Origin of the sequence: Streptomyces sp. NPDC002088 (assembly GCF_040296605.1) — a bacterium.
Taxonomy (GTDB): domain Bacteria; phylum Actinomycetota; class Actinomycetes; order Streptomycetales; family Streptomycetaceae; genus Streptomyces.
On sequence record NZ_JBEOXO010000030.1, the window covers coordinates 19,060 to 33,552 of the forward strand.

A 14,493-nucleotide genomic window follows, 5' to 3' on the forward strand; every position below is an offset into this window, starting at 1 on the left:
GGCTCACATGGCACAACAGCCCTGTGGTCGACACCATGGTCCTCGTCACCGGCAGGCTGAAGGGATCCAGGATGTTCCGCAAGGTACTGGTCGCCAACCGTGGTGAGATCGCGATTCGCGCGTTCCGCGCGGGCTACGAGCTGGGCGCGCGAACCGTCGCCGTCTTCCCGCACGAGGACCGCAACTCGCTGCACCGGCTGAAGGCGGACGAGGCCTATGAGATCGGAGAGCCTGGGCATCCTGTTCGGGCCTATCTCTCTGTTGACGAGATCGTCCGGGCAGCGCGCCGCGCGGGAGCGGACGCGGTCTACCCCGGCTACGGATTCCTCTCCGAGAACCCCGACCTGGCGCGCGCCTGCGAGGAGGCGGGCATCACGTTCGTCGGGCCGAGTGCCCGGACCCTGGAGCTGACGGGCAACAAGGCCCGAGCGGTGGCCGCCGCCCGCGAGGCCGGTGTGCCGGTGCTCGGCTCCAGCGCGCCCTCGACCGACGTCGACGAACTCGTGCGTGCCGCTGGGGACATCGGCTTTCCTGTCTTCGTCAAGGCGGTCGCCGGCGGCGGCGGACGTGGTATGCGCCGGGTCGAGGAGCCCGCCCTGCTGCGTGAGGCCATCGAGGCGGCGTCCCGCGAAGCGGCCTCGGCGTTCGGTGACTCCACCGTCTTCCTGGAGAAGGCCGTCGTCGACCCCCGCCACATCGAGGTGCAGATCCTCGCCGACGGGGACGGCAACGTCATCCACCTGTTCGAGCGCGACTGTTCGTTGCAGCGCCGCCACCAGAAGGTGATCGAGCTGGCGCCCGCGCCGAACCTCGACCCGGCGTTGCGCGACCGCATCTGCGCCGACGCCGTGCGGTTCGCCCGGCAGATCGGCTACCGCAACGCGGGCACCGTGGAGTTCCTGCTCGACCCCGACGGCAACCACGTCTTCATCGAGATGAACCCGCGCATCCAGGTCGAGCACACGGTGACCGAGGAGGTCACCGACGTCGACCTGGTCCAGGCCCAGTTGCGCATCGCGGCCGGTGAGAGCCTGGCCGACCTCGGGCTGGCGCAGGAGACCGTCACCCTGCGCGGTGCCGCCCTGCAGTGCCGTATCACCACCGAGGACCCGGCCAACGGCTTCCGTCCGGACACCGGCAGGATCACCGCCTACCGCTCGCCGGGAGGCTCGGGTATCCGCCTCGACGGCGGGACCACGCACGCGGGTACGGAGATCAGCGCGCACTTCGACTCGATGCTCGTCAAACTCACCTGCCGCGGCCGGGACTTCAAGTCCGCGATCGGCCGGGCCCGGCGTGCCGTGGCCGAGTTCCGCATCCGCGGCGTCGCCACGAACATCCCCTTCCTGCAGGCTGTGCTGGACGACCCGGACTTCCAGGCCGGGCGGGTCACGACGTCGTTCATCGAACAGCGGCCGCACCTGCTCACCGCACGGCACTCCGCCGACCGCGGCACCAAGCTGCTCACCTACCTCGCCGACGTCACGGTGAACAAGCCGCACGGAGAGCGGCCCTCGCTGATCGATCCGGTCACCAAGCTGCGGCCGCTGTCCGCCACCGAGCCGCCTGCGGGGTCCCGGCAGCGACTCGTCGACCTCGGCCCGCAGGGCTTCGCCCGGTGGCTGCGCGAGTCGCCGACCATCGGCGTCACCGACACCACCTTCCGCGACGCGCACCAGTCGCTGCTCGCCACCCGGGTGCGCACCAAGGACCTGCTGGCCGTCGCCCCCACCGTCGCGCGGACCCTGCCGCAGCTGCTGTCCCTGGAGTGCTGGGGCGGCGCCACCTACGACGTCGCCCTGCGCTTCCTCGCCGAGGACCCCTGGGAGCGCCTGGCGGCACTGCGCGAGGCGGTGCCCAACATCTGCCTGCAGATGCTGCTGCGCGGCCGCAACACCGTGGGCTACACCCCCTACCCGACCGAGGTGACCGACGCCTTCGTACAGGAGGCCGCGGCCACCGGCATCGACATCTTCCGCATCTTCGACGCCCTCAACGACGTCTCCCAGATGCGGCCCGCGATCGACGCCGTACGGGAGACGGGGACGGCCGTCGCCGAGGTGGCCCTGTGCTACACCTCCGACCTGTCCGACCCGGCGGAGCAGTTGTACACGCTGGACTACTACCTCCGCCTGGCCGAGCAGATCGTGGCCGCCGGCGCCCACGTCCTGGCCGTCAAGGACATGGCAGGACTGCTGCGCGCCCCCGCCGCTGCGAAGCTCGTCTCGGCGCTGCGCCGCGAGTTCGACCTGCCGGTGCACCTCCACACCCACGACACCGCGGGCGGCCAGCTCGCCACCTACCTCGCCGCGATCCAGGCCGGTGCCGACGCCGTGGACGGAGCGGTGGCATCGATGGCGGGCACCACCTCGCAGCCGTCGCTGTCGGCGATCGTGGCCGCGACCGACCACTCCGAGCGGCCCACCGGCCTCGATCTGCAGGCCGTCGGCGACCTGGAGCCGTACTGGGAGAGCGTCCGCCGGATCTACGCGCCGTTCGAGGCCGGTCTGGCCTCGCCGACCGGACGCGTGTACCACCACGAGATCCCCGGCGGGCAGTTGTCCAACCTGCGCACCCAGGCGGTCGCGCTGGGGCTCGGCGACCGTTTCGAGGAGATCGAGGCGATGTACGCGGCTGCCGACCGGATCCTGGGCCGCTTGGTGAAGGTCACCCCGTCGTCCAAGGTGGTCGGGGACCTCGCACTGCACCTGGTGGGTGCCGGGGTGGCACCGGAGGAGTTCGAGGAGGCACCGGACAGGTTCGACATCCCCGACTCCGTCATCGGCTTCCTGCGCGGTGAACTGGGCACCCCGCCCGGCGGATGGCCGGAGCCCTTCCGCAGCAAGGCGCTGCGTGGCCGCGCCGAGGCCAAGCCCGTACAGGAACTGACCGAGGAGGACCGTACAGGACTGGAGAAAGTCCGACGCGCGACCCTCAACCGCCTGCTGTTCCCCGGACCGACGCGCGACTTCGAGACACACCGTCAGACCTACGGCGACACGAGCGTGCTGGACAGCAAGGACTACTTCTACGGGCTGCGTCCCGGCACGGAGTACGCCGTCGACCTCGAACCCGGCGTACGCCTCCTCATCGAGCTGGAGGCCGTCGGCGAGGCCGACGAGCGCGGCATGCGCACCGTGATGTCCACGCTCAACGGCCAACTGCGGCCGATCCAGGTACGCGACACCGCGGCGGCCTCCGACGTACCGGCGACCGAGAAGGCCGACCGGACCGACCCCGGCCATGTGGCGGCGCCGTTCGCGGGTGTGGTGACGCTCGTCGTCGCCGAGGGCGACGAGGTGGCGGCCGGCGCCACGGTGGCCACCATCGAGGCGATGAAGATGGAGGCCACGATCACCGCCTCGAAGGGCGGGACGGTGACGAGGCTGGCGATCAACCGTATCCAGCAGGTGGAGGGCGGCGATCTGCTCGTCCAGATCGCGTAGGGCGCTTCCCCGAACCGGCGGACGGCGTTTCGGGGGAGCATCACGCCACCGGACCGCGTCCTCCTCCGCCCGGGTGCCGAGGCGGAGGAGGACCACGTCGTCATGGGCGCCGGTCTGGATCTGGACATCCGTCTGAAGATCATTCGGGAGATCTACGAGTCGTGCGACTCCACGACCGTGCGCATGAAGGACAGGGCCTCCGGGCCGGAGGGCTGCCTGCCCTTCATCCAGGCGGTGCTCGGCGGACTCGCGGACCAGCAGTGGGAGCTGGGCGCAGCAGGGCGACCCGCGGTCGCGTCGCCATGCCTGGACGCATGACGGGGCAGGATGGGGTGTTCGTCGCCGGGAGACCGCCGCGGGCCCTGGCGGAGGGCCTGGCGGTGCGCCGACGAGGTGGTGGAGGTGGTCGCGCTCGGCGTCCGACAGGCGCAGGACCCGGGCCGGTCCGCCCAGGACCTCGTGCGAGGGGCGTGGGGCGCGGGCCTGCTCCAGCCGTGTGGAGTACTCGGTCGAGCTGAACTCCCGCTGCACCGCCTTCACGTGGCCCAGCTCAGGGGTACGGCGGTGCGGCGCGGCGGGCAGACACACGTCGGCAGGTCACGGGCGGAGCCGGCACATGTCCGGAGCACGAACACTTTTACCCGCCCCTGATGGCATGCTCCGGTCAAATCTGTCAGGCTTCCGGCAGCCGTCGCCCTGACCCAGGGGACACGGCAGGAATCTCACCTCAGCCATCGCGCGAGCGATGCGCGCAGCCCCGGCAGCCCTCCGGCGCACCCAAGCCGGCCGGGCGGCCACCGAGCAGGCCGGAATCCCGGCCGCCTCAAAGGAGTTTCGTGTGAGACCGACCCCCCACAAGGCCCTCGCCGCGAGCGTACTGGCCGTCGCCGCGCTGGCCGCCGCGCTGCTCCCCACCACCCCGGCGGCAGCCGCGCCGCCCACGGCCCCTCTGGCAGCCGCCTGCACACCGGCGCAGGTGGTCACCAACGGCGGCTTCGAGAGCGGCACTTCGCCCTGGAGCCAGTCGTCGACCTCCGTGATCACCAACCGCACCGGTCAGACCGCTCACGGCGGCACCAGCCTCGCCTGGCTGAACGGTGTCGGCAGTACCCACACCGACACGCTCTCCCAGAGCGTCACGATTCCGGCCGGATGCGGCACCGCCACCCTCACCTTCTGGCTGCACATCGATACCGCCGAGACGACTTCGTCCACCGCGTACGACAAGCTGACGGCGAAGATCGGCACCACGACACTGGCGACGTACTCCAACCTCAACAAGAACACCGGCTACGTGCAGAAGGCCTTCGACGTCTCGGCGTTCGCGGGCCAGACCGTGAGCGTCGCCTTCACCGGCACCGAGGACTCCAGCCTCCAGACAAGCTTCGTCATCGATGACGTCGCCCTGGACACCTCCGGCGACACAACCCCGCCCGCGGACTCCACGCGCACCCCGGCCGCACCCTCGTACACCGTCAGTCTGAGCAGCAACACGAGCGGCACCGTCTGGACCGGCCACGAGAGCGCGACCTTCACCAACGCCTCCTCCACCGCGCTCAGCGAGGTGTACCTGAGGCTGTGGGACAACTACCACGGCACCTGCTCCGCCACGCCGATCACGGTCACCAACGTCACCGGTGGCACCGCGGGGGCCCTCTCGGTCGGCTGCACAGCCCTCCAGGTCGCCCTTCCGACGCCGCTGACGCAGGGCCAGACCGCCACGATCGGCTTCGACCTGGGCATCACCGTCCCCAGTGGCGCCGACCGCTTCGGCTACGACGGGGCCTTCAGCTTCATCGGCAACGCCCTGCCCGTACTGGCGGTCAAGGACGCGGCGGGCTGGCACCTGGACCCGTACACGAACAACGGCGAGTCGTTCTACTCCCTGGCCGCCGACTTCCAGGTGACCCTGGACCACCCGAGCACCCTCCTGGTACCGGCCACCGGTGCTTCCGTCGACACCCCCGGCTCCAGCGGCCGCACGGTCACCACCGCCACCGCCGCCAAGGTCCGCGACTTCGCCTGGGCCGCCGGCCCCTTCACCAAGATCTCCGGAACCTCCACCGCCGGCACCCCGATCAACATCTACTCCGTCTCGGGCATCAGCTCGGCCAACGCCCAGTCGATGCTCACCACCGCCAAGACCGCCGTCGACGCCCACGCGTCGCGGTTCGGCGCCTACCCGTACGGCGAGCTGGACGCCGTGATCGACAACAACTTCTGGTTCGGCGGCATGGAATACCCCGGGTTCGTCCTCGACCTGGTCAGCACCACGGCGCTCACCCACGAGATCGGCCACCAGTGGTGGTACGGCATCGTCGGCGACGACGAGTACAACAACCCTTGGCTCGATGAGGCGTTCACCGACTACGCCACCGACCTGGCACTGAACAAGACCGGCACCAACTGCTGGAACAGCGTCTCCTGGTCCTCGACGGCGGAGAAGATCACCAACTCGATGGCCTACTGGGACGCCCACTCGTCCCGGTACTCCACCGTCGTCTACGGCTATGGCAAGTGCGCCCTGCACGACCTGCGGCGCGTCCTCGGCGACACCGTCATGGCCAAGCTCCTGAAGGACTACGCCACTTCGCACTGGTACGGCGTCTCGACCACGTCCGAGTTCAAGGCAGCCGCCCAGGCCGCCACGACCACGGACCTGACCTCCTTCTGGACCCAGCACCGCATCGACGGCTGACAGGGCATCGGTTCGCCGCGGTGGGCGCTTGCCGGTGTCCCCCGGCGAACCGATGGTGGGTTCCGAGCCGCGAGGTGTGTGAGGGGGCGGCGAACTGATCGAAGCGCACGAGGACTTCTCTCCGGGGCGAAATGGATCAGCTCTGACGAGGGGCCGGCCCACCAGGGATGGCACCGCTGTTCGAGATGCCACCCGATCCATTGAAAAACGCAACTTCGCTGCGTGGCTCTCGCAGTCGGGGCATTGCCTTGATCGAATATGTCCCATCTGCGAACGGAGACGCCCGGTGCGAATCACCGACATCCAGCGTTGCGAGGTCCGGCCCGGCCGGCTCGTCGAGTGGACACTCAGTCCGACGACCGTCGAGGCGGCGGCGGACCTGCCAGAGGACTCCCGGCCGCCGGCGTACATCCAGGAGTCGCACATCAGGACGGCCCGGTCCGTGCGGGAGGACGGTCTGTTCGTGCCGACCTGGCTGGGCACGGCGTTCGAAGTCCCGGGGCGGGTCGACCTCGACGTGCTGCAGGAGGCGCTGCGGAACTGGACAGTGCGGCACGAGACGCTGCGCAGCGGGTTTCGCTGCGACGGCGACGAGATGCGCCGGTTCACGCTCGACGCCGACGCCGTGTCACTTCGGCGCGAGGCGATCGGTGACTTCCCCGACGCGGCGGAACTCGTCCAGCACCTGCAGAGCCGTTTCGACGTCGCGGCGGACGCACTTTGCTGGCCGAACTTCCTTTACGCGGCGGTCGTTCGGGACGACGGCGTCATGGTGTACATGATTTTCGACCACAGCAACGTCGATGCCTACTCCCTCCACCGCATCCCAGCCGAGATCCACGAGCTGTACGCGGCGGGGCTGGAAGGCCGTGCCGCGGAGGAGACGCCGGTCAGCAGCTATGTCGACTTCTGCGAGATCGAGCGGGCGGACGCGGACCGGATCGACAATACCCACGCGACCGTCCTGCGCTGGCGGGAGTTCATCCAACGGTGTGACGGGAAGCTGCCGGACTTCCCCATCGACCTCGGCCTCGAACCCGGCGGCAGGCTGCCCGCCCAGAAGCTGATGCGCGAGATGCTCGTGGACGCGGATGACGCCGCCGCGTTCGAGGCGCACTGCCGTCCTTACGGCGGGAGTCTGGTCGGCATCCTGGCCGCGACGAGCCTCCTCGTCCACGAGATCGGCGGACAGCCCGTCTACCGCACAGTCGTGCCGTTCCACACCCGGGTGAAGTCCCAGTGGTCCGACTCCGTCGGCTGGTACGTCGGCGGCGCGCCGATCGAGGTCCCCGTGACGCAGGCCCCCGATTTCTCCGCCGCTCTGAAGACCGTGCGCGCCGAGCTGCAGGCCAACAGGTCACTGGCACGCATTCCCCTCGCCCGCGTACTTCGCCTGCTCGGCGCGGACTTCCGCCCGACATCGCCCGACCTGTACTCGATCGTCTCGTACCTCGACGCCCGGGGCATTGCCGGATCCGAGCGGTGGGCAGAGCAGCAGGCGTACGCGTTGCTCAGGGTGTCGTACGGCGACCAGGTGTGCGTCTGGGTCAACAGGCTGCACGAAGGCCTGTGGTTGGCGAGCCGCTACCCGGACACCGACATCGCGTCCAAGAACATGCGGCTGTACGTCGAGCGGCTGCGGGACGTCATCGTCTCGGTCGCCCGAGGCTGACCACTGTCGGAGCAGGAGAACCATCTCGACCGGGGACCGGCTCCCCGACTCATGGGCACAGGTCGGCCAGGAATCCTTCGTCCACGGTGTAGGGGCGTTCTGGGGGAAGGAGCTGCCGGGCGGCGTCCAGGTCTGCGGCCTGTACGTGGGCGCGGATCGTATGGGAGCGTGGAAGAAGACCACCCGCCGCCTGCGCCGCCAACGCCGGGCCGAGCAGGCCCCGCCCCGCCCCAACGGCCCGAAAACCACCCCGGGCAAGGGGCGTCCCACCCCCAGCAGACCCACCCGCCCTCGGCACCAAGACGCCCCGGGGCAGTTCCCGGGCCACAAGACTTCCCGCCGTATGCCCGATGTGCGTACGGTCCCCGCCACCACCCCCACCGGGGGGGCCAGCGTCCGGCGGGGCATGACACCCAGGCGCCAGCCCCCACCGGGCCGGTGTCAGGTCATGGAGTACCCGCACCCCACCGGCCAAAGGATCATCTTCCGGGCAGCCGGGTGCGGCTCTGACGCAGAACCTGTCGACGGCGCACCCGCGCCGCCGAGCGGACCGGCTTCCACCACCTGCACGCCACCCCGGCCCACCCCCTCACCCCGAGGATCGGACCACCGGACGGCAACCGCACACGGCCACGCCGCGCCCGAAAAGCCCGTAAACCATGGGCACACACAGAGTTCTAGAGACGCCTCCAGAGCTGCGTCGTGACGTCCAGCGGCATCCAGTTCGGCTGGCTGCCGTGACCGGAAACCTTCGCCGGGGCGATTGCGCAACCTGGCCGTCCTCGAGGGAGGAGACTGGCCTCATGGAGTTTGTCTTTTCCGGTCGAGTGATCGAATGGCGCGGACCGTCGCCGTACTACTTTGTTCCTGTGCCGGACGAGGAGTCCGCCGACATCCGCGAGGTGGCCGCAATGGCCACCTACGGCTGGGGCGTGATCCCGGTCAAGGCTCTGATCGGCGAGGTCGCCTTCCAGACGTCGCTCTTCCCCAAGGACAGCGGCTACCTGCTGCCGCTCAAGGTCGCGGTGCGCAAGCCGAGTGGCCTCTCGGCAGGGGACGACGTGACGGTGAAGATGACCGTCCGTCTCCAGCTCTAAAGGGCTGCAGAAGACCAAACCAGCGTGTTGATCTTCCTGATCCACGACCACCAACCCCGCGAGGGTTAATAGCAGTGACCGGCGTGGGGTCTGTGAACGCGGCCTGATGATCCACGTCAAGCCTTGCTCACAGACCTTTTGGCGGTGGTCCTCCGGCTGAAGTGCGCCGGAAGTTGCTCGTCTGACTGCGACTGCCGGACGGCCGGTCTCATGCGTCACGGCGCATAGCGGGCGGCGTACTGAGCGGAGTGTGTTTCGGCAGAGTAGTTCTCGAAGTCGCTGGCGGCTTCGCACTGGAGCAGTCGTTGCAGTGCCGCATCCGCTTCGGGTAGACGTTTGCACGACAGGTACGCCTTGGTCCTGGCTGGTCCGCTGCCGCACCAAATGGATGTCGATCGAGCAGTCGGAGTCCATGCCGACGGACTTGGCCTGCCAGATAAGCAGTGCGTTGTCGAGAGAGCCGGCGGCGTTGAACAGTTGCACGCAGCACAGCTTCATCAGCCCCGTGTCGCCGTTCCCCTGAGCTTCCTGCTCCAGCCGGACTTTGGCGGTGAGCAGGCCTCGTACTTCGTCGAGGGTCGGGCTGACGGGGCGAGGCCGTAGCGGTGCAGACTCTCGTCTTCGTCCATCTCCATGCCTTCTCCGTGACAGCAGACACAGATCGTTCTCCATCACGCCATGTCGGTGGGGCGGAACCCTTCGGTCAGGCCCCTGCGCTTTCGGCGCGGCTGTGGTCGGTTCCGCGTGACCACAGGGATACATCACTGCTGGTCGCGACGGCGATGGTCCGCCCAGAGGGCGAGAAGCCGGCTGCTCGGAGTTCGGAATAGTTGGAGTGGAAGATGTGCCACCACCGCTCTCCGTGCGGGCCGCGGTGCGGCAGTCCGCCGCCGCGGGAAAGCAGGACGCGCTCGTGGGGCCAGGCAGGGAGGACGACCTCCAGTCTCCATCCGTCCCGGGTGGTGGTGTGCAGTCCTCCCCCGAAGAGCCCGGCGATGTGCACCCTGCTTGCCGCGATCGGTCCCAGCCCAGGGCACGACAGATCGACAACCGCGTCGGGAGTGCTGTCCTCGGGATCGCGATCGCGGGCGATCTTCTCTCCCGTGACGGCGTCGAAGAGGCCGTGACCGTCGTGTGAGACGACCATCACCAGGTCGTGGCCGTTCTCGGGATGCGAAGAGAAGCCGATCCCGAGGAGCCCGCCGACCGGGACGAAGGCAACGGGCTGCCAGGGTTCGGGCGCAGGCACCACGGGAGCCGCGAGGAGCTGTTTGCGCATGGCCTGTTGATACGCGGACAGCTCCGGCTCGAGATCCGGCTCCTCGACCGGAGCTGCATTCTTCGTCCACTTCATCACGGCTCCATGATCCACACTCCGGCAGGCTTGCCCAACGGAGTTGATGCAGCCCCTTGCAGTGCGGTTCGCCGGGGCCCGGGTCGGGTGCAGGGTTCGTCCGGCGGTGATCTTCTTGTAGCGGGCGGTGAGGCGTTCGAGGGCGCCCTAGGCCTGCCCGGTTCGCGGCGAGTTGTCTTGCTCAGGCAGTGGGCCATTGCTATGCCTTGGGCACTCAACTCTATGGAGGACGCTGTGTATCAAGAGCCCCCTCTTCCCGTTCCTCCGCGTTCACATGTCCGGGGAATCATCTGCGCCGTCGTGGCCATCGCCCTCGTGACGCTCACCGCCGCGACAAATCCGCCCGACGCGGACACCCGGACCGCGGCGGACCCGGCAGCTCTGGTCCGCGAGTGGAACGCCGTCGCGACCGACACGATCAAGACGAGTCTCGGCCCACGCCCCTCCGGGCAGGCAGCGATCTGGGAGGGGTTCGTCTCCGTCGCCGTGTACAACGCCGTGGTGGGGATCGAAGGTGGCTACGCCCTGTACAAATGGCGCGAGCGCGGTCCGGCCAAGGCATCCTCCGCGGCGGCCGCCGCCACTGCGGCCCACGACGTGCTGCGCACCTACTTCCCCGCCTTCAAGGAGCGGCTCGACACCGCCTACGCGGACTCGCTCGCCGCTCTTCCGGCCGGTCAGGCCAGAGACCGGGGCGTTGACTACGGAAAGCGCGCCGCCGCCCGCATCATCGAACTCCGGGAAGGGGACGGAAGGTTCGCGGACGTTCCTTTCACCGCTTCCCCGGCACCGGGGGTCTGGCGGCCCACCCCGCCCGCGTTCCAGCCCTTCACCGACACCTGGCTCGCGAGGCTCCGCCCCCTCCTGCTCGCCTCCCCGCAGCAGTTCCGCCCGGGCGGACCACCCGCCATCTCCTCGGCCGCCTACGCCGAGGATGTCCAGGAGTTGAAGGCCATGGGCGCGAAGACCGGCTCGGGCAGGAGCGCGCAGCAGACCGAGACCGCCCTCTTCTTCAGCGGCAACCTGGTCGAACAGGTCCAGACAGCCGTACGAGACCACGCCACCCGGCACCGGCTCGGCATCGCCGAGACGGCCCGGCTGTTCGCCGCGGTGAACGCGTCGGCGACCGACGCCGTCGTCACGGCATGGGACGCCAAGCTCCACTACGGCACCTGGCGGCCGATCACCGCCATCCGCCTCGCCGACACCGACGGCAACCCCGCGACGACGGCAGACCCGGCCTGGGAGCCGCTGCTCCTCACCCCACCACACCCGGACTACATCGCCGGCCATACGACCGTCGCCGCTGCCGTAGCACGCGCCCTGACCGGCGTCCTCGGCACCTCGCGCATCGACCTCTACGTCCCCTCCGAGGTCACCGGCACCACGCGGTTCTACGGGTCCGCCGACGACCTCAACCGGGACGTCGTCGACGCCCGTGTGTGGGGCGGCGTCCACTCCCGCACGGCGGACGTAGCCGGCTGCCGGTCCGGCACCCACGTGGCCGCCTGGGCCCTGGACCACTACTTCCAGCCGGTCGCCAAGGACGGCACCCAGCCGTCACCGCTGACACGACCGGCTCGGCAGGACAGGCTTGCCGAGCCGAAGTGCGGCGACGACACCGACTGAACCACAGAGCCGAAGGGGGCCCGGCGTCGAGCCGGGCTTCCGATCCCGCCTTGAGCACTGGATCAGCGGGTAGACCTTTCCCTTGCAGGGGTCGGCCACTTCTGACAGAGACCGAGCGGGAACTGGGTGTGCGTTCTCCGCGGCAAGTGCGACTCGGGCGGCCCGGAGTGGCTGCTTGGGGACTACGACTCGAACTGGAGCAGCGCGCCCGGCAGCCCAGCGGGGGACGTGCAGCCGGGCGGCGGTGATGTCCGGGGTGGAGCCTGGATCGGCATCGGAGACCCACAACGGGGTTCCGTCAGGGGCCGCGAGGAACTGGACGTTACCGCCGAAGCTCTTATGTTTCTGGCTGAACCACAGGTCGTTGCCGTTGTCCCGGGTTCCGGTGAGACGGTCGCTCTCGATGAGCATGCCGTCGAGGATCACGTGACTCATCCCCTCTTCGCGGCAGCGGTTCAACACCTCGTGCAGGTCTGGGGGCTTGAGCGGCGAGGACGTCGATGGCCTCGTGCAGGTAGCGGTAGCCGGTGGCCTGCGAGACTCCGGCGTCCCTGGCCAGGCAGTGCACGCAGCCGCGGTCACGGAACCAGCGCAGCACCATGACCGCCTGCCGGAATGTGCCCAGGACCCGCGACCCACGGGGCGTGTTGAGGCGCCGGCGATGCGCGGCGAGCAACCGGGAGAGGTGCACCACGATGTGACGCGGGACATCGAGCGTGGCAGCATAGGTGACCAACGTGAAGCCTCTGGTTCAGCGGACGATCTTGTGGTGAGAACCGTCCTACCAGGGGCTTCACGCGCATCCACCACCGGGCTCGTCGCGACCGATCCGACCATGGATGTGCGAATCAACCCGCTTTCGTGAAGATCATCGCGGAGCGGTACTGGAAGCCGCCCTGCTCGAAGCCGCCTGGCAGGAACTGGTGGAGCACGGCTTCGCCACGTTCACCATGGACGCTGTCGTACGGCGGCCGGAACCAGCCGCCCAGTGCTCTACCGGCGCTGGTCCGACCGCCATGACCTTATCCGCGCCGCGCCTCTGCCATCGGGCAGGGCGTTGCTCGAGATGGTCTGTTTCAGGATGCCTTTTGGTCGGCGGGCTTCTCGATCTCGGTGGTCACCCGTGCCCCTCGGAAGAGCACCGGGAGCCACAGGAGACATGCCAGCAGGGGGACCGCGGCGTAGGTGGCCATGCCCACACTGGAGCCCAGCCCGTCCATGAGCGCGCCGAGGACGAGATAGCCGATGCCGATGAGCGCCGACTCCACGAATGCGATCATCGACAGCAGGCTCGCCCGGTGGCGCGACGGCACGGCCTCGTTGAACACGTTGTCCACGATCACGGCGGTGATCTCGGGAATCCCGACCAGGGCCAGGAACGCGGCGATGGTGACCCAGACAAGGCCGAGGCCGCTCAGGCCGAGTGCCGCGGCGAGCGTCAGGAGGGACACCGGGACTATGACCCGATACCCGATGCGCCGGTCCGTGCGGTCCGACAGCAGCGGAGTGAGCCCGCCAGCGAAGAATCCCGCCGATATGACCACGCTGACCAATGCGGTGCCCGCTCCCTGATCGGAGAGGGTCTTTTGCGTAAAGATGATGTACGGCGTCAAAGTCGCATGCATCAATCCGGACACCACGACAAGCGTCACGAGCGCCGGCGTGGCGACCCGAAGCATCGCCCGCCATGCTGTGGCGTCGCCGTGCTCCTCGGCTCCGTCCTGCTCGTCCACCGCGTCCGCGCCGCGGATCTCGGGCACCCGTGACATCAGCACCACCACGGCTAGGGCGAGGCACGCCGCCGAACCGACGTAGACGACTCCCCAGGAGATCTGCTGCAGTTGGCCGCCGAGGACGATGGCGGCTCCCGAGGTGACCGTCCCGAGCATGGAAAACCGGGACTTGATCCTGACGTAGTTGGCCGTTGCACCACGACGCACGAGCAGGTCGTACAGCAGGGCGGTGTCCGAGCCGGACACACATGCCATGCCCACGCCCTGCCCGATGAACAGCGTCAGGAACACCCAGTAGTTGGAGAACGTCCCCTGGCCGAGCAGACATCCAGCTATCAGCATCTGGCCGATCACGATGCTGGCACGCCTGCCGATTCGGTCGGCGATGACTCCCGTCGGCAACTCCGCAAGTCCGCTGACCAGGTAGAGCAGTGTCTGCAGTAGGGCCACTTGCGCGGCGGAGAAGCCTCGCTGCTGAAGGAAGAGGACGAATACGCCGCGCTGGAACAGCGTGTTGGCGAGCACGGCGTATACGTAGAACGGGCGCGTGACACTTCGTGCTGCATTGTCGACTGCAGCCGACCCGCTAAGGGCCTCCGTGGTGCCGGTCACGCTGCGGGCTCCCTGGTGACTCCGGTGATCATTAGTGTTGGGCCTCCGCCGCCGCCCGGAACCTCCAGTCCATACTTCGCGCAGGATATTGGGCCGGCCATCCGCTCGTCGAGGACGAACCGGGCATCGCCGAGGCGCGCTTCGGCCGCCTTGCCCAGCTGGTCCTTGGGGATCTCAACGGGATTCTCGACCCGTCCGCCCGGAAACTCCACGGCGGTCTCAAAGCCCTCGCTCTCAACTGCCACTGGAAGT

Annotated in this window: 10 protein-coding genes and 2 pseudogenes; 7 read left to right on the plus strand and 5 right to left on the minus strand. The window is 68.8% G+C overall.

The genetic code is table 11. From position 1 onward, the window contains the following. The first annotated feature begins 71 nt into the window (after positions 1 to 71). Both ABT114_RS41465 and ABT114_RS41470 read left to right on the plus strand, forming a co-directional pair. Positions 72 to 3,446 (plus strand): pyruvate carboxylase, encoded by a 3,375-nt coding sequence (locus ABT114_RS41465; protein ID WP_351149976.1) that lies wholly within the window; start codon positions 72 to 74, stop codon positions 3,444 to 3,446. Positions 3,447 to 3,548: 102 nt separating this feature from the next. After that, entirely contained in the window at positions 3,549 to 3,764 is a 216-nt protein-coding gene (locus ABT114_RS41470) for a hypothetical protein (protein WP_351149794.1), read from the plus strand. 21 nt (positions 3,765 to 3,785) lie between these two features. Here the strand turns inward: ABT114_RS41470 and ABT114_RS41475 are convergent. Beyond that, positions 3,786 to 4,043: pseudogene (locus ABT114_RS41475) on the minus strand (transcriptional regulator); the annotation flags it as partial. 241 nt (positions 4,044 to 4,284) lie between these two features. Here ABT114_RS41475 and ABT114_RS41480 point away from each other — a divergent pair. The 3 genes from ABT114_RS41480 to ABT114_RS41490 all read left to right on the plus strand — a co-directional run bounded on the left by ABT114_RS41480 (position 4,285) and on the right by ABT114_RS41490 (position 8,913). Further along, positions 4,285 to 6,144 carry a M1 family aminopeptidase gene (locus ABT114_RS41480; RefSeq protein ID WP_351149797.1) on the plus strand — a complete coding sequence of 620 codons (1,860 nt, stop codon included), beginning with the start codon at positions 4,285 to 4,287 and terminating at the stop codon, positions 6,142 to 6,144. A gap of 286 nt (positions 6,145 to 6,430) precedes the next feature. Further along, positions 6,431 to 7,816 carry a condensation domain-containing protein gene (locus ABT114_RS41485; RefSeq protein WP_351149800.1) on the plus strand — a complete coding sequence of 462 codons (1,386 nt, stop codon included), beginning with the start codon at positions 6,431 to 6,433 and terminating at the stop codon, positions 7,814 to 7,816. An 803-nt stretch (positions 7,817 to 8,619) separates the two neighbouring features. After that, positions 8,620 to 8,913 carry a DUF1905 domain-containing protein gene (locus ABT114_RS41490; protein ID WP_351149803.1) on the plus strand — a complete coding sequence of 98 codons (294 nt, stop codon included), beginning with the start codon at positions 8,620 to 8,622 and terminating at the stop codon, positions 8,911 to 8,913. Positions 8,914 to 9,616: 703 nt separating this feature from the next. Here ABT114_RS41490 and ABT114_RS41495 read toward each other — a convergent pair. Then, positions 9,617 to 10,267: a hypothetical protein gene (locus tag ABT114_RS41495; protein WP_351149806.1), complete on the minus strand. Its 651-nt coding sequence runs from the start codon at positions 10,265 to 10,267 to the stop codon at positions 9,617 to 9,619. Positions 10,268 to 10,567: 300 nt separating this feature from the next. Here ABT114_RS41495 and ABT114_RS41500 point away from each other — a divergent pair, with 300 nt between their 5' ends. Then, positions 10,568 to 11,896: a vanadium-dependent haloperoxidase gene (locus tag ABT114_RS41500; RefSeq protein ID WP_351149809.1), complete on the plus strand. Its 1,329-nt coding sequence runs from the start codon at positions 10,568 to 10,570 to the stop codon at positions 11,894 to 11,896. On the opposite strand, the gene ABT114_RS41505 is transcribed toward ABT114_RS41500, so the two are convergent. Then, positions 11,828 to 12,733: a transposase family protein gene (locus ABT114_RS41505; RefSeq protein ID WP_351149812.1), complete on the minus strand. Its 906-nt coding sequence runs from the start codon at positions 12,731 to 12,733 to the stop codon at positions 11,828 to 11,830. The two genes, ABT114_RS41500 and ABT114_RS41505, sit on opposite strands and share 69 nt — an antisense overlap. 2 nt (positions 12,734 to 12,735) lie before the next feature. Between ABT114_RS41505 and ABT114_RS41510 the strand changes: the two are divergent. Next, a pseudogene (locus ABT114_RS41510) lies at positions 12,736 to 12,932 on the plus strand (helix-turn-helix domain-containing protein); the annotation flags it as partial. Between the two features lie 40 nt (positions 12,933 to 12,972). Here ABT114_RS41510 and ABT114_RS41515 read toward each other — a convergent pair. Then, on the minus strand, positions 12,973 to 14,241 hold the full coding sequence (locus ABT114_RS41515) for an MFS transporter (RefSeq protein ID WP_351149815.1): 1,269 nt from the start codon (positions 14,239 to 14,241) through the stop codon (positions 12,973 to 12,975). Continuing rightward, on the minus strand, positions 14,238 to 14,486 hold the full coding sequence (locus ABT114_RS41520; protein ID WP_351149818.1) for a hypothetical protein: 249 nt from the start codon (positions 14,484 to 14,486) through the stop codon (positions 14,238 to 14,240). The genes ABT114_RS41515 and ABT114_RS41520 overlap by 4 nt, the downstream gene beginning before the upstream one ends. Between the last annotated feature and the right edge of the window lie 7 nt (positions 14,487 to 14,493).

What these genes read in the sequence shown, in the direction of transcription:
- ABT114_RS41505 (WP_351149812.1), bottom strand. Translation starts at nt 12,733, where the DNA reads ATGGTCGGATCGGTCGCGACGAGCCCGGTGGTGGATGCGCGTGAAGCC.
- ABT114_RS41465 (WP_351149976.1), top strand. Translation starts at nt 72, where the DNA reads ATGTTCCGCAAGGTACTGGTCGCCAACCGTGGTGAGATCGCGATTCGC.
- ABT114_RS41495 (WP_351149806.1), bottom strand. Translation starts at nt 10,267, where the DNA reads ATGAAGTGGACGAAGAATGCAGCTCCGGTCGAGGAGCCGGATCTCGAG.
- ABT114_RS41470 (WP_351149794.1), top strand. Translation starts at nt 3,549, where the DNA reads ATGGGCGCCGGTCTGGATCTGGACATCCGTCTGAAGATCATTCGGGAG.
- ABT114_RS41490 (WP_351149803.1), top strand. Translation starts at nt 8,620, where the DNA reads ATGGAGTTTGTCTTTTCCGGTCGAGTGATCGAATGGCGCGGACCGTCG.